General features: G+C 36.8%; 33 protein-coding genes and 3 pseudogenes. 3 read left to right on the forward strand and 33 right to left on the reverse strand.

The window, feature by feature from the left end; translation table 11 throughout:
- Positions 1-39 precede the first annotated feature (39 nt).
- From JCM13188_RS00210 to JCM13188_RS00240, 7 genes and pseudogenes are all read right to left on the reverse strand, one after another.
- Positions 40-414 carry a CcdC family protein gene (locus JCM13188_RS00210; protein ID WP_369404715.1) on the reverse strand — a complete coding sequence of 125 codons (375 nt, stop codon included), beginning with the start codon at positions 412-414 and terminating at the stop codon, positions 40-42.
- A gap of 139 nt (positions 415-553) precedes the next feature.
- Positions 554-1,009, reverse strand: a complete 456-nt coding sequence (locus JCM13188_RS00215) for a Na(+)/H(+) antiporter subunit B (protein ID WP_054751331.1) — start codon at positions 1,007-1,009, stop codon at positions 554-556.
- A gap of 70 nt (positions 1,010-1,079) precedes the next feature.
- Positions 1,080-1,778: pseudogene (locus JCM13188_RS00220) on the reverse strand (cytochrome c biogenesis CcdA family protein).
- Between the two features lie 161 nt (positions 1,779-1,939).
- Positions 1,940-2,149: pseudogene (locus JCM13188_RS00225) on the reverse strand (YneF family protein); the annotation flags it as partial.
- A 78-nt stretch (positions 2,150-2,227) separates the two neighbouring features.
- The gene (gene sirA / locus JCM13188_RS00230) at positions 2,228-2,662 is read right to left on the reverse strand and encodes a sporulation inhibitor of replication protein SirA (protein WP_054751334.1); all 435 of its coding nucleotides are present in this window, start codon (positions 2,660-2,662) and stop codon (positions 2,228-2,230) included.
- Between the two features lie 95 nt (positions 2,663-2,757).
- Complete coding sequence (gene tkt, locus JCM13188_RS00235) at positions 2,758-4,728, reverse strand: transketolase (protein WP_054751336.1); 1,971 nt, start codon at positions 4,726-4,728, stop codon at positions 2,758-2,760.
- A 259-nt stretch (positions 4,729-4,987) separates the two neighbouring features.
- The gene (locus JCM13188_RS00240) at positions 4,988-5,221 is read right to left on the reverse strand and encodes a DUF896 domain-containing protein (protein WP_054751338.1); all 234 of its coding nucleotides are present in this window, start codon (positions 5,219-5,221) and stop codon (positions 4,988-4,990) included.
- Positions 5,222-5,367: 146 nt separating this feature from the next.
- On the opposite strand from JCM13188_RS00240, the gene lexA reads away from it, so the two are divergent.
- Positions 5,368-5,988 carry a transcriptional repressor LexA gene (gene lexA, locus JCM13188_RS00245; protein WP_054751340.1) on the forward strand — a complete coding sequence of 207 codons (621 nt, stop codon included), beginning with the start codon at positions 5,368-5,370 and terminating at the stop codon, positions 5,986-5,988.
- Positions 5,989-6,368: 380 nt separating this feature from the next.
- Here lexA and JCM13188_RS00250 read toward each other — a convergent pair whose 3' ends face one another.
- The gene (locus JCM13188_RS00250; protein ID WP_054751342.1) at positions 6,369-7,025 is read right to left on the reverse strand and encodes a hypothetical protein; all 657 of its coding nucleotides are present in this window, start codon (positions 7,023-7,025) and stop codon (positions 6,369-6,371) included.
- A gap of 422 nt (positions 7,026-7,447) precedes the next feature.
- Here JCM13188_RS00250 and JCM13188_RS00255 point away from each other — a divergent pair, with 422 nt between their 5' ends.
- A complete protein-coding gene (locus JCM13188_RS00255) occupies positions 7,448-7,750 on the forward strand; it encodes a hypothetical protein (RefSeq protein ID WP_054751344.1) in 303 nt (100 codons plus the stop codon).
- 225 nt (positions 7,751-7,975) lie between these two features.
- Here JCM13188_RS00255 and JCM13188_RS00260 read toward each other — a convergent pair whose 3' ends face one another.
- From JCM13188_RS00260 to JCM13188_RS00375, 25 genes and pseudogenes are all read right to left on the reverse strand, one after another.
- Complete coding sequence (locus JCM13188_RS00260) at positions 7,976-8,494, reverse strand: hypothetical protein (protein ID WP_054751346.1); 519 nt, start codon at positions 8,492-8,494, stop codon at positions 7,976-7,978.
- A gap of 314 nt (positions 8,495-8,808) precedes the next feature.
- The gene (locus JCM13188_RS00265; RefSeq protein ID WP_279401175.1) at positions 8,809-9,153 is read right to left on the reverse strand and encodes a hypothetical protein; all 345 of its coding nucleotides are present in this window, start codon (positions 9,151-9,153) and stop codon (positions 8,809-8,811) included.
- A gap of 428 nt (positions 9,154-9,581) precedes the next feature.
- A complete protein-coding gene (locus tag JCM13188_RS00270) occupies positions 9,582-10,325 on the reverse strand; it encodes a M23 family metallopeptidase (protein ID WP_054751350.1) in 744 nt (247 codons plus the stop codon).
- 2 nt (positions 10,326-10,327) lie between these two features.
- Positions 10,328-10,696 carry a phage holin family protein gene (locus JCM13188_RS00275; protein WP_279401176.1) on the reverse strand — a complete coding sequence of 123 codons (369 nt, stop codon included), beginning with the start codon at positions 10,694-10,696 and terminating at the stop codon, positions 10,328-10,330.
- 160 nt (positions 10,697-10,856) lie between these two features.
- A complete protein-coding gene (locus tag JCM13188_RS00280) occupies positions 10,857-11,075 on the reverse strand; it encodes a hypothetical protein (protein ID WP_054751352.1) in 219 nt (72 codons plus the stop codon).
- Entirely contained in the window at positions 11,068-11,214 is a 147-nt protein-coding gene (locus JCM13188_RS17325) for a hypothetical protein (RefSeq protein ID WP_279401177.1), read from the reverse strand. The genes JCM13188_RS00280 and JCM13188_RS17325 overlap by 8 nt, the downstream gene beginning before the upstream one ends.
- 80 nt (positions 11,215-11,294) lie before the next feature.
- On the reverse strand, positions 11,295-11,489 hold the full coding sequence (locus JCM13188_RS00285; RefSeq protein WP_054751354.1) for a hypothetical protein: 195 nt from the start codon (positions 11,487-11,489) through the stop codon (positions 11,295-11,297).
- Position 11,490: 1 nt separating this feature from the next.
- A complete protein-coding gene (locus JCM13188_RS00290; protein ID WP_054751356.1) occupies positions 11,491-13,071 on the reverse strand; it encodes a tail fiber domain-containing protein in 1,581 nt (526 codons plus the stop codon).
- Between the two features lie 84 nt (positions 13,072-13,155).
- Complete coding sequence (locus tag JCM13188_RS00295) at positions 13,156-15,231, reverse strand: phage tail spike protein (protein ID WP_054751358.1); 2,076 nt, start codon at positions 15,229-15,231, stop codon at positions 13,156-13,158.
- A 14-nt stretch (positions 15,232-15,245) separates the two neighbouring features.
- Complete coding sequence (locus JCM13188_RS00300) at positions 15,246-16,703, reverse strand: phage tail domain-containing protein (RefSeq protein WP_279401178.1); 1,458 nt, start codon at positions 16,701-16,703, stop codon at positions 15,246-15,248.
- An 11-nt stretch (positions 16,704-16,714) separates the two neighbouring features.
- Entirely contained in the window at positions 16,715-16,900 is a 186-nt protein-coding gene (locus tag JCM13188_RS00305) for a hypothetical protein (RefSeq protein ID WP_054751362.1), read from the reverse strand.
- Between the two features lie 53 nt (positions 16,901-16,953).
- Positions 16,954-18,552: a coiled-coil domain-containing protein gene (locus tag JCM13188_RS00310; RefSeq protein WP_054751364.1), complete on the reverse strand. Its 1,599-nt coding sequence runs from the start codon at positions 18,550-18,552 to the stop codon at positions 16,954-16,956.
- A gap of 113 nt (positions 18,553-18,665) precedes the next feature.
- Positions 18,666-19,082 carry a hypothetical protein gene (locus JCM13188_RS00315; RefSeq protein WP_369404748.1) on the reverse strand — a complete coding sequence of 139 codons (417 nt, stop codon included), beginning with the start codon at positions 19,080-19,082 and terminating at the stop codon, positions 18,666-18,668.
- On the reverse strand, positions 19,048-20,034 hold the full coding sequence (locus JCM13188_RS00320) for a phage tail tape measure protein (protein ID WP_054751367.1): 987 nt from the start codon (positions 20,032-20,034) through the stop codon (positions 19,048-19,050). The genes JCM13188_RS00315 and JCM13188_RS00320 overlap by 35 nt, the downstream gene beginning before the upstream one ends.
- Positions 20,035-20,240: 206 nt before the next feature.
- Positions 20,241-20,699 (reverse strand): hypothetical protein, encoded by a 459-nt coding sequence (locus tag JCM13188_RS00325; protein ID WP_054751369.1) that lies wholly within the window; start codon positions 20,697-20,699, stop codon positions 20,241-20,243.
- A gap of 54 nt (positions 20,700-20,753) precedes the next feature.
- Positions 20,754-20,999 (reverse strand): annotated as a pseudogene (locus JCM13188_RS00330) (fibronectin type III domain-containing protein); the annotation flags it as partial.
- A gap of 13 nt (positions 21,000-21,012) precedes the next feature.
- On the reverse strand, positions 21,013-21,600 hold the full coding sequence (locus JCM13188_RS00335; protein ID WP_054751374.1) for a hypothetical protein: 588 nt from the start codon (positions 21,598-21,600) through the stop codon (positions 21,013-21,015).
- Entirely contained in the window at positions 21,600-22,019 is a 420-nt protein-coding gene (locus JCM13188_RS00340) for a hypothetical protein (protein WP_279401179.1), read from the reverse strand. The genes JCM13188_RS00335 and JCM13188_RS00340 overlap by 1 nt, the downstream gene beginning before the upstream one ends.
- The gene (locus tag JCM13188_RS00345; RefSeq protein ID WP_054751376.1) at positions 21,997-22,392 is read right to left on the reverse strand and encodes a hypothetical protein; all 396 of its coding nucleotides are present in this window, start codon (positions 22,390-22,392) and stop codon (positions 21,997-21,999) included. Before JCM13188_RS00345 ends, JCM13188_RS00340 begins: the two co-directional genes overlap by 23 nt.
- Positions 22,385-22,747 carry a head-tail adaptor protein gene (locus tag JCM13188_RS00350; protein ID WP_439646597.1) on the reverse strand — a complete coding sequence of 121 codons (363 nt, stop codon included), beginning with the start codon at positions 22,745-22,747 and terminating at the stop codon, positions 22,385-22,387. The genes JCM13188_RS00345 and JCM13188_RS00350 overlap by 8 nt, the downstream gene beginning before the upstream one ends.
- Positions 22,716-23,033: a hypothetical protein gene (locus JCM13188_RS00355; protein ID WP_054751379.1), complete on the reverse strand. Its 318-nt coding sequence runs from the start codon at positions 23,031-23,033 to the stop codon at positions 22,716-22,718. The genes JCM13188_RS00350 and JCM13188_RS00355 overlap by 32 nt, the downstream gene beginning before the upstream one ends.
- Before the next feature lie 12 nt (positions 23,034-23,045).
- A complete protein-coding gene (locus JCM13188_RS00360; RefSeq protein ID WP_054751381.1) occupies positions 23,046-23,417 on the reverse strand; it encodes a hypothetical protein in 372 nt (123 codons plus the stop codon).
- A gap of 20 nt (positions 23,418-23,437) precedes the next feature.
- Positions 23,438-23,719, reverse strand: a complete 282-nt coding sequence (locus JCM13188_RS00365) for a fibronectin type III domain-containing protein (RefSeq protein WP_279401180.1) — start codon at positions 23,717-23,719, stop codon at positions 23,438-23,440.
- Positions 23,703-24,866, reverse strand: coding sequence for a phage major capsid protein (locus tag JCM13188_RS00370; protein WP_279401181.1), 1,164 nt, complete (start codon positions 24,864-24,866; stop codon positions 23,703-23,705). The genes JCM13188_RS00365 and JCM13188_RS00370 overlap by 17 nt, the downstream gene beginning before the upstream one ends.
- 53 nt (positions 24,867-24,919) lie before the next feature.
- Positions 24,920-25,549 (reverse strand): head maturation protease, ClpP-related, encoded by a 630-nt coding sequence (locus tag JCM13188_RS00375; protein ID WP_369404749.1) that lies wholly within the window; start codon positions 25,547-25,549, stop codon positions 24,920-24,922.
- Here JCM13188_RS00375 and JCM13188_RS00380 point away from each other — a divergent pair.
- Positions 25,466-25,651: a hypothetical protein gene (locus tag JCM13188_RS00380; RefSeq protein WP_054751385.1), complete on the forward strand. Its 186-nt coding sequence runs from the start codon at positions 25,466-25,468 to the stop codon at positions 25,649-25,651. The two genes, JCM13188_RS00375 and JCM13188_RS00380, sit on opposite strands and share 84 nt — an antisense overlap.
- Positions 25,652-25,658: the final 7 nt, after the last annotated feature.

Here is a 25,658-nt window from a genome sequence, read left to right on the forward strand (position 1 = left end):
GAAAATTTGATGAATGTAAAGAAAAAGTTCACGACCAAATTAATTTGACCGTGAACTGAAATTAACCTGACTGAAATTTAAGCTTTGCTTAATTTTCATAAATTTAATCAACATAGCGATTCGCCATGTGAACAACATACCGAATGCAAGTAAATAAAACATGCCACTTGTCTCACCAACTGAAACTTCTTGTCCTAAATAAGCCTTAAGAGCAATCCTTAACAATAATAAGAAAACTAATATAAATATAAAGGCTTTAGATGGTTTTAAATAAATATCTTTTCCCTTGACTTCAAAATTAGAAGTCCAAATTAATAAAACCGAAAAGGCCATTCCTACCGAAATAGCTTCAAGGACTTGCCACCAAGATACTTGAAAATATGGAATGAGAAACATAAATGCACCCGTACTCATACCAAGTGGTGGTAATATAATTTTTTTTACACTTGCTGGTTTTTTGATGCACGAGACCTCACTATAATCATTGTTATAGCGCCTACTATAAACATCACTGTCGTTAACACAGCAAATAAAGTACTTTCAAAGAACACTATTATACACCTACATTGTCAGATTCATTATCGTCTGAATCGGTTGAAATCGATAAAATAATGGTTAAAGTGATTCCTACTACTACTAAATATACACCTAAATCAAAAATCATAGCAGTTGCTAAGTGTTTTTCACCTAGAAGTGGAATATTAAAGTATTCTGATGTATGTGATAAAAAGGACTCACCAAAGAAAATGGAGCCAATTCCAGCTAACGTAGCGATTAATAAACCCGTGACAAATAAAGTTCTGAAGTTTACGGGTAATATTTTCTCGATTTTATCAAAGCCATAAGTCATGTACATTAATATAATGGCGGCTGAGGTCATTAATCCTCCAATAAAACCGCCTCCAGGTGCATTGTGACCAGCAAAGAATAAATAAACACTAAAACCTAATAGAATAAAGGCAATTAATTGAGTCGTAGTACGTAGTATTAGATCATTAGGTTGCTTCATAACATAACTCCTTCACGATACGTTCATTAACTTTATTCTAATACACTTAATATATGAAATACAAACGATATTAGAAACCTGTAAAACCAAAGAAGCTAGCTAAATAAGCTGTAAGGTCTTTCATCCAATCAAAAAATAAAGCAATACCTAGGAAGATTAGAATATATCCTCCAACTTTAGAAATTTTAGCTGAATGACGTTAACCAATCCATTTTGCCAACAAAGAATGATAAAATGAAAAATGGAATTGAGAAGCCTAGAGAATAAGCTGTCATTAAGACAACAGCAGATTGAGGATCTGATGCTGCTAAAGTAATCACAGCGCCCAAAATCGGGCCTGTACAAGGTGTCCAGCTCATCGAAAAAGCCATTCCTATTAACAATGTTCCAATATATCCTGCTGGCCTGTTCTTGATTGTCACCTTACGTTCTTTCATAAGAAATTCAAAGTTAAAGATTCCAATCATGAAGAAGCCAAAAATATAATTAAAACGGCACCCAGCTGACGGATTAAGTCTTGATAAGTGATTAAAAACTCACCTATATAGTAAGTTGAGAATCCCATAATGATAAAGATTGCCGAAAATCCAATAAGGAAAAATAATGTATGTAATAAACTTCTTTTTCTAAGCATTGCATTTTCAGTCTTTAACTCTTCAACACTCATTCCTGTGACGTAGGATAAGAACACCGGATATAGCGGTAAGACGCATGGTGAAATAAAAGATAAGAACCCTGCACCAAAGGCTAAAAATATATTAAGGTCCATTAAAAACTCTCCTTCTAAACATAACCTACATGTATCGTACCAAATTACAGGCCTTAGTTATCTTGTAATGCTTGAAAATTTAGTGAAAAATAACAGAAATTAAAAAAGGATAGACTACTTGTCCATCCTTTTAACTTATTTTTCTTTTTTGGCTCATCCATTTGTTGATTCATTGCTCTCATCATTTGATTAATTTTCTTTTGTGATGGTTTTTGACCCATTTGCATCATCATTGTGCGTAACATTTGTTCATTAATAGGTGGGTTTTTCTTAAGGTAACTCATCATCATCTTACGAGCAACAAAAACACCAATAGCAAGACCGATAATAAGTGCTCCTAAAGCAATTAATACGACCCAAATTGTATCCATTATTAAATTTTCCTCCTTCTAGTTGTCTCTCAATAAGTATATTAAAACAACAACCCTATGACAATAGTCGAAATTTGATTATAGTGAATAGATTTGTTTACCAACAAAAGGTGTAATCCACCCACATTCATAAGTTTCATAATTTACTACAAATACGTGAGGGTGGAAAGTCTTAATTGATCGAAACAATATTTGATCTAAGTCAACAATTGTCTCAGCAGAAATTGAAATTGAATAGTCATTAACTGTTAACGAGATCGATTGCTTACAATCCATTAAGTTAATATGATTACGGTTCATATTTATATGAATATCTTGATCTTTCCAATAATTTAAATGTAGAAATAGATCCTTCGCATATACCTTGTCCAATACAAGCTTATACTGTCCTTGTGCGGATTTAGATGGTTGATCCATCATTTGTTCTTGCAAGAAACGATATACCGTATCAATTTTATAATAAAAATGCTTCGCATAATCTGATTTCACTAAATATAAATGATATTGATACATGATATGTCCCCCTTTTGGGACATATCATATCAATAATCTTAGGCGAAATTTGTCAAAATTTTAATCCTGTAAACTGATTGTTTTTGTCAAAATACCTATTTTAAAAGCTTTTTCGCACGACTTACAACATTCTCAACCGTAAAACCGTACTCTTCAATAACTTTGTTTCCAGGAGCTGATGCACCAAATGTAGGAATTCCTAATACATCACCGTCTAACCCCGTATACCTCTCCCATCCAAATGGAGAAGCCATTTCTACAGCTAAACGAGCTTTAACATTGTTTGGTAGTACTGATTCCTTATAATCATCATCTTGTTGATCGAATAAGTACCAAGAAGGCATACTCACGACTTGAGCGTTAATTCCTTCTTCTTTTAACTGTTCACTAGCTTTGTGAACTAACTGAACTTCCGAACCTGAAGCTAACAATAATAGATCTGGTTTTTCAACCTCATTAACCACATATGCACCTTTACGAACACCTTCGGGTGCCTTTTTAGCTGTTTCAGGCAGTACTGGTAACCCTTGTCTAGTTAAGACTAATGCAGTCGGAGTATCAGTAGACTGAACTGCAATTTCCCAAGCTACTTTTGTTTCATTAGCATCTGCAGGCCTAATTAGTTTTAAATGCGGCATCGCACGTAAAGATGGAAGTTGCTCAACCGGTTCATGAGTAGGTCCATCTTCCCCAACAGCAATCGAGTCGTGGGTTAGTACATACGTAACTGGAGTACCCATTAATGCAGATAGACGAAGTGCTGGACGTAAGTAATCACTAAATACAAAGAACGTACCTCCATACACCTTAACTCCGCCGTGTAGAGCCATACCATTTAGTGCACAAGCCATAGCAAATTCACGTACTCCAAACCAAATGTTACGACCAGAATAGTCAGGATATTTGAAGTCTTCTTCATCTTTTAACATCGTTTTATTTGAACCAGCTAAATCGGCACTTCCGCCAAATAAATGCGGCACATTTTTAGCAATCGCATTAAGTACTTCGCCTGAAGCTGCACGAGTAGCTAGTGCTTTTGAGTCCTCATCATAGGTTGGAAGATCTGCATTCCAGTTAACAGGAAGCTCTCCGTTCATCGCCAGTTCAAATTCCTTAGCTAATTCAGGGTGTTCTGATTTATACTGTCCAAGTAATTGATTCCACTCATCTTCAGCTTCTTTACCACGCTTTACCATTTTTTCTTCAAAGTCAGCTTTTACTTCTTCTGGTACGTGGAAATCTTCATGATCCCAATTATAATGTTCTCTTACTAATTGACGCTCTTCATCACCTAATGGAGCTCCGTGGGCATCAGATTTACCACCTTTGTTTGGTGCCCCATAACCAATGACTGTTTTTACTTCAATTAAAGTAGGCTTGTCATCTGTCGCTTTCGCATCTAATAATGCTTTTTCGATAGCTTCAGTATCATTTCCGTCTTCTACGCGAATGACTTGCCATCCATACGCTTTAAAACGATCTTCAACACTCTCTGAAAATGAACGATTTAGATCACCGTCTAATGAAATATCATTGGAATCATACATAACGATTAATTTTCCAAGCTTTAAATGACCTGCTAATGAAGCTGCTTCTTGAGATACACCTTCCATTAGATCACCATCACCACAAATACTATACGTATAATGGTCTACCACATTTTGATTGTCTTTATTAAACTTGGAAGCTAAGAAACGTTCTGCCATCGCCATACCCACTGACATAGCAATTCCTTGGCCTAATGGACCAGTTGTTGCCTCGACACCATCTGTATGACCAAATTCAGGGTGACCAGGTGTTTTAGACCCCCACTGGCGGAAATTCTTAATATCATCCATTGATACTTTATAGCCAGATAAATGAAGTAAAGCATAAAGTAGCATAGACCCATGACCAGCCGATAGAACAAATCGATCTCGGTTAAACCATGAAGAATTTTTAGGGTTATGATTCATAACTTTACTCCATAATGTATACGCCATAGGAGCTGCACCCATTGGCATACCTGGGTGACCAGAGCTTGCTTTCTCAACTGCATCAATCGCAAGTGTTCTGATCGTATTGATTGATTTTGTTCAATATTCGTCAATTTAAAATCCCCTTTCATATCCGTTCAATCAGTTACCACCATTTATCGTATATGGTTTAGTAACATCTGACAAGTTATTTTATAGTAATTTTACAATACTTTTAGTATACACAACACAAAACTTGTCATCCTTAAATACCATACCCTTTATGTATCATTAATCACACAAAATTTATTATAACAAATCTATCGATAAATCCATACAAAAAAAGATTCCTTCTATTTGAAGAAACCTTTTAGTGCTTTTGACCATTTTCTTTTTCGTTCTTTAATTTATCAGGTGTAACATCTGTACCTTCAGGGTCTACAACTTTAACTGATTTTAGTTGGTTCTTAAATGACTGCCGAAATGCTTGTAAATACTCTTCTCTTAACTTCTTTTGCTCTTTCTTTTCTTGATCAGTTAAACCTTCTGTCTTTGATTTATTAGCTAATTCATTTATCCGTTTAATTCGTTCATCAGAAATCATTCAAAAAACTCCTTTATATAGGTTCGATTGTCATTTTACATGTTGAATCCTTCTTAGACAAGTTTTTAAATTTTTACGAACGAATGTTTGCTTATATTGGTTAATATTGCTATAATAAACCCAGGATTAAACGTTGAGGTGAAAATATGAAAAAACTATCAAAGAGACAAAAAGAGATTTTTGATTTCATAGTTAATAATGTCAATTTAAAAGGTTACCCACCTTCTGTTAGAGAAATTGCCGAAGCTGTTGGCTTAGCTTCAAGTTCTACTGTTCATGGTCATTTATCTAGATTAGAAGAAAAGGGTTATATTCGGCGCGACCCTACTAAACCTAGGGCTATTGAAATCGTGTATGATGACGGTAGTACCGTCCATGAACGTAGCGCTTTATACGCTCCTTTAATCGGTAAAGTAACGGCCGGCGAACCTATTACGGCGATTGAAAATGTAGAAGAATTTATCCCGATTCCATCTACTATTTCAGCAACTGAAGATGACGTCTTTGTTCTTTCAATCCAAGGTGATAGTATGATAGAAGCTGGGATTTTTGACAGAGACATGGTCATCGTTAGAAAACAAGCAACGGCGAATAACGGGGATATCGTGGTTGCCATGACTGAAGATGACGAAGCAACGGTTAAACGTTTCTTTAAAGATGAAAACCAATACCGCCTGGAACCTGAAAATCCAACGATGGAACCTATTATATTGAATCAGGTTTCTATTTTAGGAAAAGTCATTGGTTTGTATCGGGAAATTCACTAATATTAATGAATTAGCTGTTCCTGTAAAAGGGACAGCTTTTTATATATTTATTAATTATTAAATTAGCAAAAAAAGCCCCTTAGCACACCATGTACTAAGGGGTTTAATCATATTAATAACTACTCATATATTGCTCACGTTCCCAAGGATGAACTTGAGTTCTGAACATACCTTCTTAATTTAATCTAAATAAAATTAAGCTAAATGCTGATATAATCCACATTATAAAAGTGTTTTGAGTTTTTCTAAATAAAATTAAAATTAATTTTTCTGGGTAAATACTGGGTAATTCATGGGTGAATTAATTATGACTTAGATTAAAGTTTTCTAAAATATACACTAAAAGAGAAGGATCTAATAATAGACCCTTCTCTTTTTTGTTATTCTACTGGCACAAATTTAACTGCCGCCTCTGTTTCGATATAATCTTCTTCATTAACCAAGAATACATAGCTATCTACACCATTATTACCTAATATCGTATTTACTTTTAAACTTCCCTCACTGTTATAAACCACAAAATTACTACCAGACCCTTCTGGAAAGACTTCGTAACGACCTGGTGGTAAGTCCATTCCGACCAGGTATTGTCCAGCACCTAAACGTTTAGCTTCACCTTCAGCTCTTTCGACTCCACCTTTTAAATCAGCAAGTTTAGATTCCAATTTATCTACACTGTCTCTTAATGAATTAACCTCGGACTCCAGATTTGATTTTTCCGATTTTAGAATATCTCGGTCTTTCTCAAGTTGTATTAACTTTTCTAAATCGGATTTCTTTTCTTCAAGTTGACTATTAATATCTTTTAGTTCACTTTCCTTAGCAGCCAATTCTTCATCATAACTACTAACATCTGTTTGTAGCCCTTTAACTTGTTCATTTAGACTCTCATAAGAAACTTTCTTATTATCAATCAAAGCCTTCTTATCATCAAACCCACTACCGTAACCTGCTTGATAACCAATCACGATAAATATGATAGCAACGACTATCGCTACAAAGTACTTTGATTTCACGATTTCTAATACTTTCTCCATAAAATATTCCCCCTTTATTTACCATTACCAACATTATACAAAATGTGACAATAGTCTTACAAGTTCAAAATTTATATGTTGAATTATTATTATTGGTTCATATAACTTTAGTTATACTTAACTCTAGTGTTCTGAATGAATAATTCTAATCCTCATTTAGATTATAGAGAAACAAAATACTTAATCAGGAAATAATGGTTATCTATTTATTATTTAGAGGTGTGTTTATATTCAATGAAATGATGGGATCAATAATTAAATGGATTCAACTTGCATAAAAGTCTAACCTTGTAGTAATCACTCCTAATTGATAGTCTGTAACAATACATATTGGAGTAATTAAATTTCAGTTAGAGAATAAATATTTTGTATATTTTATCCACTAATTATCAATCCTTATAATAAAGGAGTGATTATTTTAGATGAGAAAATTACATTTATTAATTTCCTTAATGTTTCTTTTACTGTTTATAAGTTTTAGTGAAGAAATTATTGCTGAAAAAAACGAGAGCGGTGAATTGGATAAAGTATTAGAGAGAGTAAATCCAGACTTTTATGAGGAGTATAAATTAGCTAACAAAAATGTACGAATAATAACTGAGTATAAAGAAATAAAAGGATATTGGAAAAGGAAAAGATTTTTAAGTATTTACCCGATTCAATATACAACGGAAAGCCGAACTCGCCACCTGAAACAGAAGTTTATTTTTATGCGAGTTGGATAGACTCAAATGACAAACTGCAGTTTAAATATGCTGTTTTTGATCCCAAAACAAATAAATGGATTAAAGCAGGTTCACATTATACAAGTAAAAACAAAAAATAATAAAAGAGGGAGTACTCCCTCTTTTATTATTTTTCCACTAATGAAATTAAGTTAACAAATTCAACTTTTTGTTGAACTAGTTCATCTTTGTCAAGAGTGAAAGGATTTTCTATAACTCCGACTATCAATTTTTATTAAGTTCGCCTTCAATTGGCAAATCCATTAACTTTAATTTAAAATCCCCTTTTTCATGCACTATTATATAAGGAGTTTCAATTTTCATTAATTCCGAACCTAATATGGCGAATATAGCATAGTTTGTCCTTTTACTACTATTGCCCATTTTTAAATACATTGAGCCGGAAAAGCTGTTAGGTATTCTATTCATAGACAATTCTTTTTTATCGTTATTTTCTAATACAACATATGGCGAAGTTCGAGAACCGTCATTAGATTCATTTTCTTTATAAATAGTTATTTTTTTAGGGGGTATATTTTTTTGCTTATATTCTACACCTTTTATAGTAACAGCTCTTCTAGCTAAATAAACAGTGCCAGTTGGTACGTATTGTTCTTTATCTAGAATATTATCAGGGTCTCTAATACATAAAATCAATAAATCATTAACACCTTTTTCAACATTAACTTCAATTCGAAATTCTTTGCTCTGATTTCTACCTATATTAACGTCAATATAATCCATCATTTTATTATTGAGTTTAATTTCTTTTGTTCATAATTTTGTAATATTAATAGTCTATAAGTAAAACCTCTATTAAAATTATTATTTATTTTAATAGTCGGAGTAAAGGACTCATCGCTTTTTAATTTATATATTACTTGATGTCTATCACTAGAAGTCTCATCATATAAACCTAAACTGAAACCATTTATATTAGATTGTTTGTATCGTATATTTCGTTTTATATCATTAGTTGTATTACAACTAAATAAAATAAAACAAGCTAGAGTGCATATTGTTATATTTTTTCATAGTTTCATCCTAATTGCTTATGATCACCAATGAATACTAGTGTTACCGGTGCCAGCAAGCACTCCATTTTTATAAATTCTATGGGTAGAATAATTATGATATAAATTTGAATTATTATAAGTACCCATACCTTGTGTGATGCTGACTGATCCTCCAGCACTCGAATTAGACCGTTTAATAGAAGACCCATTAGTTCCTGGTTCAATCTGAACATATACAGAACTAGCCCCTACATAATTTGTCTGTGCTAGTACATATATACTTCCACTGCTTGTTAAATTAAATGCTGAGTAACCTAATCCATAATCCCAGCTTGAACCATTAATTGGGATTTGTGTTTGATCCTCTGTTAAAGTTTCTGCTGACACATAAATCGTAAAGCTAAAACTTAACGCCAAAATCAGTGATAGAGATAATAAAACTTCATAATAAAACCTCCGTTTATATTATTTTTAGTAACTAGTTAGAGTTTTCAATGTGTGTTAATAATATATTTCAACATGTAATGAGAAAATCCTGCAAAAATAAATTGTATTTTATTAAAATACAATGGTGGATGTACTTAAACCATTTCATATTAAATGATTATAAAGCAAAGAACTGTTAATAAAAGCTTTGAAATAATTGTTTTGCATAGAAATAATAGTCACTATATCAAAAGATGAATTTATCCATTTTCACTTGGAATAATGATATTGAAAAAAATCATTCACCCCCTCCATTCCAAGAGGGGATAAATGACGTTATTTGTAATCTGTTTTATTTAATATTATTGAATTATTATAGAAGTTGGTATTTATAGAATACCTTTATTTAATCTTCGCTGTAGCTCTTTAACTACTAAACTTGGGTCACTAATCACACCATCAACAGGTGTTCCTAAATATCTCTGAAGTTTTCTAACTGTTTCAGGACCTAAGTAACCATCAACAGCTGCACCGATTTTACGTTGCAAGGCTCTAATCACTAAACTGCCACCTTGGCCAAACGTAATACCACTGACAATCATTTTCGTTACGTCATTCTTATATTGATCGCTAATAATACCATCTTCTACGGTACCTAATGCTTCTTGAAGACCTCTAGTTGTTATACTGCCCCATAATCCATCTACTTTTAAGTTAGCAGCGTAAAGATTTCTTCCTAAATATTTTTCTGGATTAACAGCATCCGTTTTGTTGATGTTCCAGTTTCCTTTATGCAATTCAAAGTGTAAATGTTGGCCAAATGAATGGCCCGTATTCCCCATTACACCGATAACTTGTCCTTGCTTAACATGGTCCCCAACATGAACTTTGCGTGAACCATCGCGCATATGAGCATAAACGGACTCCCATGTCTCGCCATTAATGTGATGTTCAATCATAATACACTGGCCGTAAGAACCTGATTCGTACGAACGTGTGACTTTTCCATCAGCGACCGCTTTAATTTCATGATAACCTGGTTGAGCATAATCGGTTCCATGGTGATCTGGCCTCGTATTTGATCTAAACTCACTTGTTACTCTTTTAACGCTTGGATAAATAAATGTTGCCATCTTTATCGACGCTCCTTATCTGAGAATTCTTCTCGCATTTCTTGGGTTACACTCTTATTGTCTTCACTGATACTGCTCAGTTTCTTAGATAGTCCTGGAGGTACATCTACACCAACAGCTGCTAAGTTCTCCATAATTGACAGGCCTTCATTCGCAATATAAAAAAGAACCGTTGCATAGGCAACCGTTCCATTTAATCCTAGTATTTGATCAATTACGTTCGCCAGGATAATCACAACTAATATAAGAACCTTCCTGGCATATCCAAATAAACTTTTCCTACTCCACAGATTACGGTTTTTAAAAGCCTTAAACACACCTGTGATGATATCCAGCGCCATTAATAATAGTAGTAAGTGAAGAAATTTCACTTCTCCGAATAAATAAAAAATGTGCTGCTTCTAAATAAGACAAATTAACACTTCCCATCTTTGATTCATCTCCTTATTAGTCATAAGTTTGACCTCCCTCTATATATTTGGTCATTAAAAAAGAGAGGTTATTGGCACCTCTCGTACTCCCAACGATGAATTACACTGTCATTCGTTCGGTCAATTTTTCTCTTACTAATTGTTCTAGCTGGTTAACTCCTGAATTGGCTTCATATTCATCATTTGTAACGGGGACATACCCATTCACGTTAAGTTGATTATCTGGATCCACTCCGCGGAAATGAATATTTACGGTCGGTTCTTCTCCTGTGTGCACAAATTGGATATTGTTCACTTTAATAGTTAAGCTGTTAATCATGTTTAACACCCTCCTCTAATTGATCGCATATATAGTCATAAGCAGTGGCTTGTACACCACTAAAAGCCACATCGCATTCATCCAACACCTTCTTAACGGTTTGCAGCATTCCTTGGTTATCACCCCCATCAATGACCAACTCTTCTTCAAACAATTCTTTTATTTCTTTTTGAAACGCTTCTTGGTCCTCTATTTCATACCCTTTTCCATCTTTCGTTTTTAGGGGCTCGTCATTTTCATCTTTTTCGCAAACTCTTTGGCCAATTCAATGCGTTGTTCTTCGACTTCTTTATAACGCTCACTTAGCTTTTGAATAAATTTAGTACGATGCCTTGATTGTTTGCCTTTCAAACTCAAATTAAAAAGCAGGTCAATGACCTGCCCTAGTTTAGCGTGTTTAATTTTCACCTGCATATTAAGAGGCCTCCTCTAATTGTCTAATCCGTTCTTTCATCAACTGATTCTCAATTTCTAAATAATTGAGTCGATTGTCATACTCTGTAAATTTTACTTTCATCACTTTATGCAATAATGCTGGAACGCGATCATAGTGAAACCCTTCTGGTTCAGCCCATTCATAAACGTCGCCAATTGGTTCAAAATATGGATCGCCGTTTTCATCATAGTCTTTAAACTTAACTAATCGAGGTTCTATTGGCGCTATATCATCAGCAATATAACCATAATACCCATAATGATCAGGATCTGCATTGGCCTTAGATTGATACCATACAGGCTCGGCATTATCAAAAAAGTTAAACGCGTATTCTTCTTCTAAAGGTTCAATATTCTTCTTGTATTTTCTTGCTGAAGTTGAACGTATAATGTGATGAGCCCCACTAATATATAGATTCGGACTTGAAGAAGTGGTATACGTGTCAAGCCCAGGTAAACGGAGAGAAACGTTATTACCAGAACCAATGTTAGCTCTCATGTCAACCACTCTATTTGCATTACCACCGCCAACAGCATTAAAACTAATCCAACCACCATTCATCTCGTTTGAAAAGGTGACATCATTTGATGTCGAATTAGGATAACCAAAATAACCACTACGCCCATTAGTTCTTCCATTTTTATAAAACTCTATATAAAAGTGATTTCTGCCTTCGAGTTGTAAACCGGGACCATTACTTTGCACGGCATGATTGGCATAAGAATAAACTTCATTCGCATCAAGCGTAATTCGACCACCGCGGTTTCTGATATTAAAAAAGTAACCACTGTGATAATCAACAAACCCTAAAAAGGCTTCACCCAATCCTTCATGAAGGGTGCCTAGAATGAATTCTTGTGATGTATTCGGTTCAAAATAAATACTAGATGGATTTGCACCCTGAAATGCATATTCATCGGTTACAATGGCGAGTCGATCATTATTGGTACTATCTTTAACAATCAACCCTTCATTGTTCAAGTGGATACTGGTATGACCACTACCTGCATTTTGAACAATTTCTGCCCCTTCTATATAAATACCTAGAATTTGACCAGCGTTAATCGTTCCTAAATTACCTGTGATATCCGATAAAACGGTCACAGCCCCCACTAGATTAATTTTACTAGAATTAATCGTGGTGCTTTCAGATGATAAGTTAATGGCGGATACTACATTATCTTCCCGCACTCTTAACTCAATTTCATTGGCATGTTGCGTGATCGTTGATTGCATATTACTGACATCACCTGATAACGTGTCGACAGTTGAAGCTTCCGCTTTTAATTCGATTTGATTAGCATTTTGTGTGATTTGAGTAGTGTGTTCAGATACAGTAACGTCCAGCAAACCAGCAGGTGTTGTAGCTATGCCTTGCCATCTTGCTCCGCTAATAATTCCGTCGTTATTACCTGCACTATCATATGCAATGTTACCAACACCATCATTCATTTTCCAGTATCCTACAAGGCCTGTTTCTGTACCCGTTAATTCAGAATTCATATTACTTTGGATTTGTTCTTTGGTTAAAGGGCTATCCCACACTCTAACATTTTTCATTTCCCCCATTAATATTGTTAGATCCATCACCATATGAACCTATATAGTGAATAATAGGTAAATCCGCAGTAACTCCGCCAGTATCTAAACTTCCTTTTTCTTCACCATTAAAAATGCTTTTAAATACCTTCCATCCCAGGTGTAAGATAACCAATACCAAGTGGCAGTGGATGGTAAAACATATCCTGTGTTTAATTGATGACTTGTTCCATTTGTATCTACAAAATTTGCAGAAATACCCGTGCTTACATCATCAGTCTTAAAAGGTTCAAACCAGAATTCTTTTGCTTTATTTCCATAAGCCACCATATGATTTACAAACTCAATATACTTAATATTAAACTCAACAGTGAAGGAATTAGTAGAATTGAGGTAACTTCCCACATTATTAACTTCAACATAATCATCCATACCGTCAAATCGCAATCTAGTATCCATGTTGCCCACGATGCCATCGACATAATCAGCTTCTACTTTGCTTGAAATCTCATCACTCATGACAGTTAACTCAGCACTATGATCCTGAACAGTTCCTTCTATCATATCCACCCGGCTACTGTCAGCTTTTAAAGCTATAGCATCCTGGTTTTGCCCAATAAGAGTACTATGAGTGTTTAAGTCTTGAACAACACCGTCCATATCCGTTTGATATTGTGTGACGGACACTTTGTTTAATAGTGCATTATCGACTTCCTCAATTGTATAGACATCGCCTTTATTAGCTTTGCTTACGAGTTCACCATCAACATACGTTATGTCTGCTTTATCACTTAAATCACTCGCTATTTCAGTCATTTTGTTATCATAAACGGTTTGCGCGACTGCATAATTTTGAGCATCAATTAAGGCTTGGCCAGCTGCTGCATCCGCATAACTTTCGGCTGCTGATTGAGCCTGACTTGAAACGGTATCTGCATAACTTTCAGCTGCAGTTTGGGCATCATTTGCTTGTAATTCGGCGAACGTTTTGCCATCTTCAAAAACGGTAGTATCTTTATCATCAATGGTCAGTTTATTGTAAGTGTAATCTCGAAGCTCGGCATCTTCAATTTTACTAGCTACTTGTTTTTGTAAACTACGCCAAATTGACATGACTTCTTCCTGGGTGAACTCAACATAGTCGCCCAGGACAATTTTAGTTCTAGCATGTTCTTTTATACTACCCTCAGCTGTATGAACTCTAGCTTCTAGATATAAGGCTGGATTAAACTTTTCATCTTTTACTCTGACCGTATCGCCAATAAACACTTGCTGTCCTAACTTATTCGACAAGGTAGCAATATCCGTCGTATATTCAATGGTCGCGTTCACACGCTTTTCGAGTTCATTTGTGGTGAGCGTTTCTAATCGTTCTTGCGTCATATCAGGGTCAGACGACTGTGGATGGTAAACCGCATATAAATGTTGCAGTTGACCATTAGCATTTGGCACACCCCAACGTTTTAAGGCTTCTTGATCTTCGATAAGAGCTGTTTTAACTTGGCCATCGACATCAGCTGGACTCACACCGAGTAAAGCCGTTACAACATTCGTAGATTTACTTTTCCGTTCAATGCCTAATAGATTGTGCCCAAAGGTGACTTCAAAGCCTCGCCATCTGCCAATCCGTTCTAGCATGTCGACATACCGAACAATCTTTCCATTTTCTATAGCAATTCGAAATTGCAACTCAAGATTAAACTCACTGGCTATTCTCTTTAGAAAGCTATAAGGATTGGTATGCTCTTCAATATTGAATGACCGTAAGGTTGTATGAGCTATTTTTCCAACATTCCAACCGGTTCCTTTTAAAGTTTCCGTTGTATGATATGCAGCAGTCTCTGCCGTTGTTTCTTGTGGGTCAATGATTTTTGCTTTTTTTAATCGCAAATAACTAGCTGTCGAATAAACTTGTTTTTCGTGACTGCCATTTTGATTAAGTCTTTCAATATGCTGATCAATAATAAATTCGGCAAACCCTACCTTTTTATCCGGAATCACCAAACGGTTCTGATCTTGGATATGAGTTGAAAATGCCTTATCTGAAAAGGTAATAAAATCAAACGTATCTCGGTTTGATGTTAAATTAATTCGGCGGTTATCTCGCCAGTAATTATCTTCCGTAATATAATCGAGTACTTCACCTGTTTGTTTGTCAGCTAGATGAATGAGTGATTGCAATCATGATCACCTCCTTACTTATAGGCTGGGCGATAGCGTAAAATAGCTTGAACCGCATTATCAGGTAATAAAGCTAAGGTGTTCTTACCGGGTTGTAAACTGAACGGTGTAGCGCCAAAATCTTTGAGATCATTACGCAACTCACCATTAACCCGAATTTCTGGGCTGCGTTGTTGAGTGTCTCTATGATCAAATACAATTTTGTCACCAGCGTTTGCGATATATGGAATCCCTTGGACATCATTAAGTTTATAACAGCGCATGAGGAGTACTTCCATGTCTTCTTCAGGTAAATCATAAAATTTTTGAAACGCCAATTGGATTTGGGACACTGGTTGCATCACGGCATCTGTCGTTAGGGTTCGTCTCCATTCTCTTTCAACAATTTGTCCCGTGCCATCTCTTAAATGTTGAATAATTAATGTCCATTTATTACCCTCACGAAAGACTTTTAAGCGTCCATACATATCCTCTAGCGACTTAGGCAAGGTCAAATAGTCCGTTACCATCCCGTTACCTAACTCTAATTGAACCCCAAAGTGGTCTCTCCCTTTCCACTTATCTTCGATGAACGCTCGAAAGACAATGCCATTCGTCGCATCTAACCCATACATTTCAATCCGTCCAACGGAACCCCCGCGACTTTCAGCATAGAACCGAAAACCCATATCAGCTTTAAAATCCTGGACGGTTTCTGACAAGCTGTGTTTCATAGCTGGGCCATGCCACTCCTGTTCATCCGGATTGGGAGCAGCAAAAACAGGGAAAAATCCCGTGCTGTCAAAATCCATTGAACCGTTAATATAACCTTCACCTATGACATTCGTTGATACCCAACCTGTCATGGATTCCATGCCATGATAAAACACCCGCTCTTCTTTTTGGACCGGTGTTTGTTTCACATCGACAGGTTGGCCAATCATCATAAATTCGTCTCCATTACTGACTAAAGCAAACGTGATGGGAGCTAACACATCGAGTTCAATAATCGGCTGAGTAGGATTCGTGCCTTCAACATTGATAATTGTTCCAGCTGTTGACGCTAATGGTTCAAATAATTCTTTACCGTATATATAAGGGTCAATCATAGTTAACGATAGCTCAAAACGCCCATCAGATTTAGTGATATTCTCCAAATCATAATCGCCTTCTTGAATGACATAAATTTCACGATCAGGTCGTAAATCTCTTACAATGGTCAGTGTGTCATCCGAATAGAAAATATCATAAATTTGATGCTTCAATTCATCGTATTCAAACAAACTGTTCTGTTCCAACTGCATAGATATGTCAACCGTTCGAACACCTTGCGAAGATTGCATTAATCGTGATCCATGCTTACCTGGCATTTGTAAAGTGGTCTTTTGGCTGTTTGGTGAGTGTATGTGAAACGATTCAACCCACACCCCTAATTCATGCATGTCGTATTCAGTGTTTTGTTTTCTGACTTTGAAATTTAACTCACTTTTCACATCCCTCACCTCTATTTAAACTCTTTTTCAATTGCTTCTTCTCGTTGCATATAGTCTTGAACAGGCTTCCAAATAATTTGTCCCACTTGTTGACCATCCAGAACAACATCTCCGACACCTATATCAAATTTCATTTGATTTGACACTTGATTCCTTAACGTTAAGTCAGAAGACAAATCATTTAGACGGTTATTCATGGATTCACTTACACCTACACCACTCGCATAAGCTGGTAACTGATTAATGCCTCTTAGGATTTTTGTGTTTGTTCATAGGTGAAGACCTGAGCACCACGTTTTAAATGTGGAAGAATGCCAAAACTAGTTAGCGACCATTTGTTACCTTCACGGATAAGCTCAGGCCCTTCTTCCCCAACGAGTGCGGGACCACCGGTGTGGAAGTTGGTACCATCTGCGTAAGAACTCAATAATCGACTTCGCGTATACTCAGTAACGCTCACGTTAACCTTTCGATAAACAGGTTCAGATAATGCAGCATTGATATCACTGACAGATGGTGATACATTTACATTGGCATTTTTGTTAACGTCTCTGCCAAGTTCATCTGTGAATTCAGCTGCCACTCCATTTAACTCATTAATTTTGCCTTTAGTAGACTCCAGTTTACCAATTTGTTTATCAATCTCACTGACTGCCTTACGATATTCATCTGTATTTCGCAATGCAGCTGGATATTGTTCTTGAAGCTCTTGCTTGTTTTCTTTTAGAGCTGCAATTTGTTTATCTAAAACAGATAATGTCTTCCCTTCTCGAACAGCTTGTTTAGCATTTTCATCCGTAATACCTGCTTCAAGCAAGTATTGTTCCTGAAGACGCTGTAGAGACAACTCTAACTTTCCTAGTTCTTGTTCTTTAGCTTCTAATTTTTCCTTTTGTTCAGTGTTTTGCTTACGGTAAGTGTTATACTCTTCGAATAGCTCATCTTTTGTTAGTCTCGTTAATCCTAATAAGGCTTTATTGATGGCTTTTTGCTCCATAAGTTTATTAACTGACTTATTTTGATTCTGTCGTTTGATAATTTGGGCATCTAGTTCTTGAAGTGTTTGTTCATATTGTTCACGTTTATTCGCGAGTAAGGTCTTATTGTAATTGACCAACATGTTACTAATTTCATCTTCGACTTTGCGAGTCCTGGTCAAATCTTTTTCAAGTTGATTACGCTCTTCTAATAATTTGTTTTGATTTTCGAGCTGCTGATAAAAATGGTCTTCGACTTTGCGTGTAGCCATGGTCTGCAATTCTTGATTGTATTTCTTCATTTCATCGGTCGTGCCGGCCACTTTATTCCCTTGCTCTGTGATCTTTGTTGTGGCGTTTGGCATCACTTCAACTAAATCTTGGTTTAACCCAACCATCCGGTCAAACTGTTTCGCAGATAAACCTGATTTTTCCTGCAGCTTAGCCATTTCATCTTTGATATCTTTTAACGTCTGAGGGTTATGTGTTTCATCTAATCGGTCTTGTAAATCAACATATCTCGCAAACTCATCGGTGGTTAACTTCGACTTTTGGCGAAGCTCGTCATAACTGTTAATTAACTCTTCATTACTACGATGTTGCTTCATGAGTTTATCCGCCGTCTCTAACGAGGCTTCGTCAAATTCTTTGGTTCGGCCTAACGTGGTATATAACGCAGCCCCCAATCCAACAACCCCCGCAATAGCTAACCCAATCGGACCCGCACGACTTAATAAAGCAAGTCTTGATACTAACCCGCCACTACTGGCTAGTCCAATAGCACCCGTTAATGTTTTAACAATCGAAGTTAGCCCACTAAACACTTTTAACGCTGGACCCGCAACCGCTGCAGCTCCTGCTAGAGTTAACAAAACATTGCGCGTTTCATCATCTAGTTCAACAAACCAATCCGATAACTCTTGTATTTTAGGTGTGATCTCCTGAGCAATTTCTAGTAATTCTTCACCAATAGGTTCTAATGCCTTTAAAATGCCTCTAAGTGTTCGCTGAAATTCACGGTTAACGTCTCTTCTTGAGACTTAGATAACTCATCCATAGCCCCTTGTGTGTCTGACAGTGATTCATTGACATCATCTAAGGCATAAACCGTGTCAGCCCCCATGTCTTCCCACTTTGTGCCAAACAATTCAACACCAATTTGATTGGCTTGGACTTGATCATCCATGTTTTCGAGTTCAGGAATAACGGTATTAAACAAATCTTTCGTTGTGGCTTCCCCATCTTCAAATGCTTCAAAAACCTCTTGTGTATCTTTAGACATTTGGTTAAAGGCATCTGCTGTTCGCTTAGACCCGTCTTGAGCACGTATATTAAACTCTTTCATTAAATCGTTAATGTAGTCTAAGTTATATGCTCCGTTTTGGGTACCATTGGCTAGAATCGCAAAGTATTCCCCTGCCGAAAAATTTCATACCTTGAAATAACGGGGCATATTCCGCGATATTATCAAACATCTCATTTGAATAATTGAGTCCTTCTTGCTGACCTTTCACAAATAAATCAAGAGCTTCCGTGGCTGTAATACCGAAGTTGTGCATGAGCTGATTAACCCCTCGGGTCGCTTCGCTCATATCCACCTCTGTCACTTCAGCTAGGGCTAACATATCCTTAGTGACCTTTTGTAGCTCAGATCCATTATTGATTCCTTGGATATTTTGCTTAATGAGTGCAATAGACCGTGCGACATGTTCTGGGCTATTACCAAACCCATCATCCCAAACAGCTCTAAAGTCCTCTTCAAGCTGCTTAGCTTCATCACCCGCTTCACCGACTAAGTCATTCATAAGACGAATAGAATCTTGAACATTCATAGCTGTAGCCCCGGCTGCAACTCCTACACCAGCTAATGGTAATGTTAGACCCGTTGATAAAGAATCACCGACATTATTAGCTGCTTCAGCTGTCTTATCTAATGACTGCCTGAATTTGCCCGCTTCTTTTCGAGCATCAGCCATGTCCTGCGCTTGTTGATTGAGTTCCGTTTCAGTTCGATTAATAGAATTTTGTAGTTTCTGTTCAGAAATACGCAAATCGAGTAAACGGTTGGATAGTTTATTGGCTTCATTTGAATTTTCGCCATAGACTTTTTTCGCTTTTTCGAGCTGCTTTTCCGTCTCTTGAATTTGCCTTTTGGCAATCGACTGTTGCTTACCCAAATACTCGATTCGTGATTCTAACTTTTGCGTCTCGGATGCGGTATCTTTCATTTGTTCAGACTGAAGCTTGAACTCTTTTCGAAGCTGTTTACTTTCGCCTTTCATTTCATTCATAGCTTCATTGAACTCTTTGTTAAAAACACTAAAGGTTACTTTCGTTTCAGGTTGTTTCGCCATCTTATCACCTGCCTATCATAACGGGTTATGTACCCAATTTTCATATGCCTTTTTGCTTTCATAAATTCGCTCTACATCCGGAATAGGTGAATGCCAAAAATATTGGAATCTATTCCATAGACCAAGCAGTACATGACATATCGGTCCTCCACACACTCAAATGTAATATTGGGTGGACGAACGTCTTTTATCTTGACCTACTTTTTTTAGCCGTACTTTTTTTTGAATCCTTCCGCAAACTGATTCTTATTGATGTTCATACTCGCTAATACAAGGCTCACATACGTTTGAATAATCGTAAGTGTGTCTTCGTGGTATTTTTCTAGAAAGTCATCAAAAGTAAGGTCGAGTTTTCGATTCAACCCGATAATGGCAAGATAAATTACTTTTAGGTAATTGTGAATATCAATTCCTTCAGCTGCTTCAATGCTTTCTTCTGATAACTGTTGTTGTTCAAGATCTCTTCGAACAGATTCCATGGCTGATAATTTAATGAGATCGGTTAATTGAGATCCCTTAGTAAGTCCCATTTTTTCACCCATACTTAATGAGTAGTTGGTTATGGCTGCTGGGTACCGCTTTTCATTCATGAATCGAGTTTCGTATTCACCATCGACTTCAATGACTTCCATATCTTTCAGTGTGACAATTTCAACTTTAGGCACTATTTAAGCCTCCTATCATACACAAATTAAAAAGAGCAGGGATCCCCCTACTCTTTAAGCAGTTGTTGTAACTTGTAGTTCTTGACTCAATTCTGATTCTTTTCCATCGGTTCCAATCGCCTTGACTTGATACATGTAAGAAGTCGAAGCCGTTAAACCTGTATCATCAAAACTTGCTGTCGCACTAGTCCCCACTGATGCTCCATCACGATAGATTTCATAATGATCGATTCCCTCCGTATAGCTAACAGCGTCCCACGTTAGCGTTAAGGTTGTAGCCGTCACGCTAGATGCTGCTAGGTTGGAGGGCGCATTAGGGAGTCGGAACCGATTCTACTAATGTACGATCAAACTGTTGATGCCATGTCGTTGGAATGGTTGTATCTTCAAGTTCTTCCACCATCGCTTCATAATAAAACTGTTTAAAGTCATCCGGATAAGCCGTTAATGTCAATTCCATTAACGCAACCTCATCCGCTCCGTTTTCAATCGTAAACGTAAAACCAGTCGCGCTAACACATTTAGGGAAAGCCACTAATTTCGTGTGATCTTCAAATTCATCAATCACATCAGCCGTTAAGACAAAGTGCTTCCCTTTTGAATCCTGACCATAAGAATAAACACCTGGCTTTAAGTCCTGGTTTGAAAAGCCAAAAATATCACGCATGACTTTCAGCTGAACATGAGAGGATACCGTTAAATCCATTTTTTGAGGCTTCACAATTTTATCCACCTCAACGCCCTCTTCTGTTTTAATAATCTCACGTAGTGTTGTTTCACCGCCAATAGAACCTGCAGCACCAAATTTGGTTCCATCTTGTTGGGTCCCATCGGTATCTATCATTTGAACTCCCACATTCGTAATCGTCATGGGATCAAATTTTTCAACGATTGTAGCCATTAGCTTAATTCCTCCTTCAATTTTTGATCAATTGCTTCATTCAACTCATTAAGAATGGGATTAACACTTTCTGCTAATCCTTCTTCCATAAAACGCTGTTCCATCGGATTGTGAGGACCGCGACCTTCATTCGGAAAAACTAAATAACCGAAACTTCTCGGTTTATTCGCAGCTCCGCCTTTAGCCTTAATCGTAAATCCTAAATTATGACGTTCACTTTTCCACCATTTACTATATTTTGCGTGACGTTTATTACGATCAGAAACCGGCATTCGTTCAGTAATATGACGAGCCGTGATTTCGATTCCTTGTCGATGTAACACATCATTCATGACTTGTTCCATTTGACCTGGAAGACGAGCCAATTTTTCTTCTAACGCTTGTATATCTGAATAATCAAGATTGTAACTGGTGCTCATAACTTAGCTTCCTCCTAAAATGAACGGTTACTTCATCCAAATAATCATCTGTTTCTTTAATTTCTAAACGCTGCTTAATAGTTCGGTTGAATGAAACCCCTTTAACAGGATTGATGAGAGAGATGATGTCGAGTACGTCTTGATCAACTGCTGCATTGTTTTGAGATGTATAAATGATATAAACATCTTGGAGTAATACATCATTTTTAGTGCTCTGGATATCTCCATACACCAATAGAAAAAAGTGATAATCACTCGGTATTTCGTTTTCTCCTACTTCATCTTGGAAAATCGGTAGTTTAAAGTGTTGGTTTAGTTGATCATAAATCTTTTGACTTTGTTCTTGCATATAGGCTTTAGGTTTTTCATTCATCTCTCACACCCACTTCCTGCAAATAATAGAGATAACGTTGTTGGTTATCTCGGTCCACTTCAATCACGTCATATTCAATTTGGTCAATCATTACGGTCAGCTGTGTTTTACTTATGCGCTTTAATTTAGGCGGACATAACGTTTTAACCTTGATATCAAGACTTGCCCCTTTTAGTCCGGCCATGCGGTAGTCTTCTTCTCGAGCGCTCAGCTCTTTAAAGGCTAATTTTCCTTCAGACACAAAAGCCTCGCCCGTTCGTTTTCCAACACCGTTTCTGACTGGTGTGACTCGGCCATACTCTAAAAAACCATCATTTAAGGGCTCATGAAGTGGTTTCATCTGTAGACGCTTCATAAGCTACCACCCCTTCACGAATGGATAGTTTTAAGAGTTCATGATTAAAGTTAATTTCAAATAACTCAAACACATTGTTGTAAACGTAACGCCCATAATCCAATAACAATTGTTTAGCCTTTAAATCCTCAATATAGTTGAGGTTAGTACCGGCGATTTCATCTAGATAAGCGATACCCGATTTAATAATGTCAAGTAAATCATTATCGGTACCGGCATCATCCCATGTGATATCGAGTCGACTTTTAAGTTTATCTCGTAGGGTTTGAAGTTCTTGTTCAGTCAAAAAAGTCACCCCCTACTCTGAGGATGACTCTTCTGCTGTTTGCTCCTGCAACTTCAAAATCAGTTCAATTCGTTCATCTTCATTGCTAGCTTCATCTGGGTTACCTCCGAGTTGTTGAATTAGCTCTTCTTGAGGTCCTTTATTCATTTTGCGAATATCTGTTTTAGACAGTAACTCTGACTCTTGTTTATTCGGCTTTTCAACTTTCTTAATGAAGACTCGTTTATAAGTTGGATGCTCTGTTTCTAGTTCCTGAAGACGCTCTTGAGAAGGTTCATATCCTTCGCGCGGGAATGGATCTCCTTCTTCATAAATCACTTTGTCTTTATCTGAGTCATTGGGGTCTTGGGTATCTCTAAATCGATTGTTCACTTGATAATTCATGCATGTTAACCTCCTTTAGATTAGACCGCTGGGGCCGTAGTGACAGATACCGCATCACTTAATGGTGATTCTGTTCCTTCTGTTGCAATGGCTTTAACCTGGTATTGATAAGTTGTATCTGCTGTTAAGCCTGTATCATCAAAACTTGCTGTCGTACTCGTGCCCACTGAAGCACCATCACGATAAATTTCATAATGTTCGATTCCCGCCTCATAACTGACTGCATCCCATGTAAGCGATAATGTGGTATCCGTTACATTAGATGTAGCCAGGTTGGCGGGCGCATTAGGGAGTCCCGCCAATTTGACTAATATCATAGACCTTAAATGAACTATTATCTTTAGGTCGACCATTGGCTAGCATGCGAGTAATGTAAACTGTTTCGTCTTCTAAGAAACGATATTCTTTAGAAGAAGCAATTTTACGTTCTGAACCCACACCCATGAAGTAATTCTTAGCCATACCAGCGACTAATTTTCCTTCCGGTACCGCTACCGATTCAATAATCGTTGCATCAATAGGTAGATTCGTCATAAACTGACCCGCTGCATTTCGGTATACGACATGCTCAGCTAACTTATAGTTATAGTCATTTGGATTAACAAGTAAAATCATATTACGAACTTTACGTTTACCGTTGTTTGATAAATCACCGCGGATTTTAAATAGTGACTTAACGCCAAAATCGGTTAAAGCCGTAGCTGTCTTATCCGGATAAACACCGTCTACCACCGAACCTTGTAAATCTTTAATCATGCCAATCGGCTGGTCTTTACCCGTACCAGCGACCGTTGCTTCTTCTAATGCCACCGCACTTGCTTCAACTAATACCGTGCGAACATAACGATCTAACCAACGAGGGCCTAATTCTAGCATAGCGTTTGCCACTGGTAAGAATGCTGATAGTTTATAAAGATTAGTATCAACGGTTTCAAAGCCATCATCGAGCTGCTCTTTAATAGCATCAACCAGTTTACCCCACCATGCTGGGTTTACATCACCTTTCTTTAGAACCCATTTTGTCACGCCTGTTGTATTTACAAAATTGATTAAATCTAATAAGGGATGTTCTTGTACTAATTCTTCAAATACACGATCAATAACCGTGGCTGGAACTAGTTTTTCAACTCCATCAAATCCGGCACCATCAATAACCTCGTTATAATACTCTGTTTCTTCTTTTGTTAATGCATGGATCCCGCGCTGAGCTAATACCTTTTCGTCGTTTAATTGGCTAGAAGCTAACGTTTGCGCTTCTTGTAAAATATCAGCTTGAATTCCTTCAGCTAATCCTGTTAATGCTTTAGCCATTTCGTCAGAGTCGCCACTTTCTAACGCGTTTGCGATATTCTGCTTTAACTCATTTTGCTTATTCTGTTCTCGATCTAAATTTTGAATGCCACCATTAAAAAATTGTAAATCGAGTGTTAATGGTTGAACTGTTTTCACTTTGTTTTCCTCCTTTTTGAGCATAAAATAAAACGCTTATTTGTTAAAAGCGCTTAAGAAACTTTCCAATATTTTTGTATTGTGTTCCAAACCTTGAGTTGTTGAATCGTCATGTTCATTTTTACTTCAGGTTGAGGTTGAATTTGAGCAGCATATTTAGCTAATAACTGATTCTTTGCACTCTCTTCTTCCTGCGTTTCCTCTTCTAGCTCTATATCTTCAACAATCTCATCCGCAAATCCAAAGGCTAGGCACTCTTCAGCGGTTAAAAATGTTTCTTCTTCAAGCAACTTAATGAGTTCCTTTTCTTCACCGACAAACCGATTTAAGTAACTTGCTTTCACAGGGCCAGCATCAATCTTTGATAAATCATCTGCAATTTTGCGTAATTTCTTTGCGTTCCCAGCTGCAAACGTCCATGCATTGTGTATCATCATCATTGCGTTACCTGGCATCTCAATATGATCACCGGCCATAGCAATTACCGAAGCACCACTAGCAGCTAACCCATCAATGTGAATGGTAACATTCGCCCGATGTTTCTTAAGCTGATTATGAATGGCCACTGAATCAAATACATCACCACCAGGAGAATTAATATGGACATGAATGTCATCCGCTTCTATCGCATTAATCTTGCGGCGAATCTCACGGGCGCTTGTCTCACTAAACCAACCGCCGATAGATCCATAAATAAAAATCTTGGCTGGCCCTTCTTCGCCTTGCTCGTTTTTGATTTCGAACTTCGCATTCGCATTTTTAAAACGATCAAAAATAGCTTCTAACTTTGTT

It is taken from the genome of Piscibacillus salipiscarius JCM 13188, from assembly GCF_001311865.1.
Classification (GTDB): Bacteria; Bacillota; Bacilli; order Bacillales; family Alkalibacillaceae; genus Piscibacillus; species Piscibacillus salipiscarius.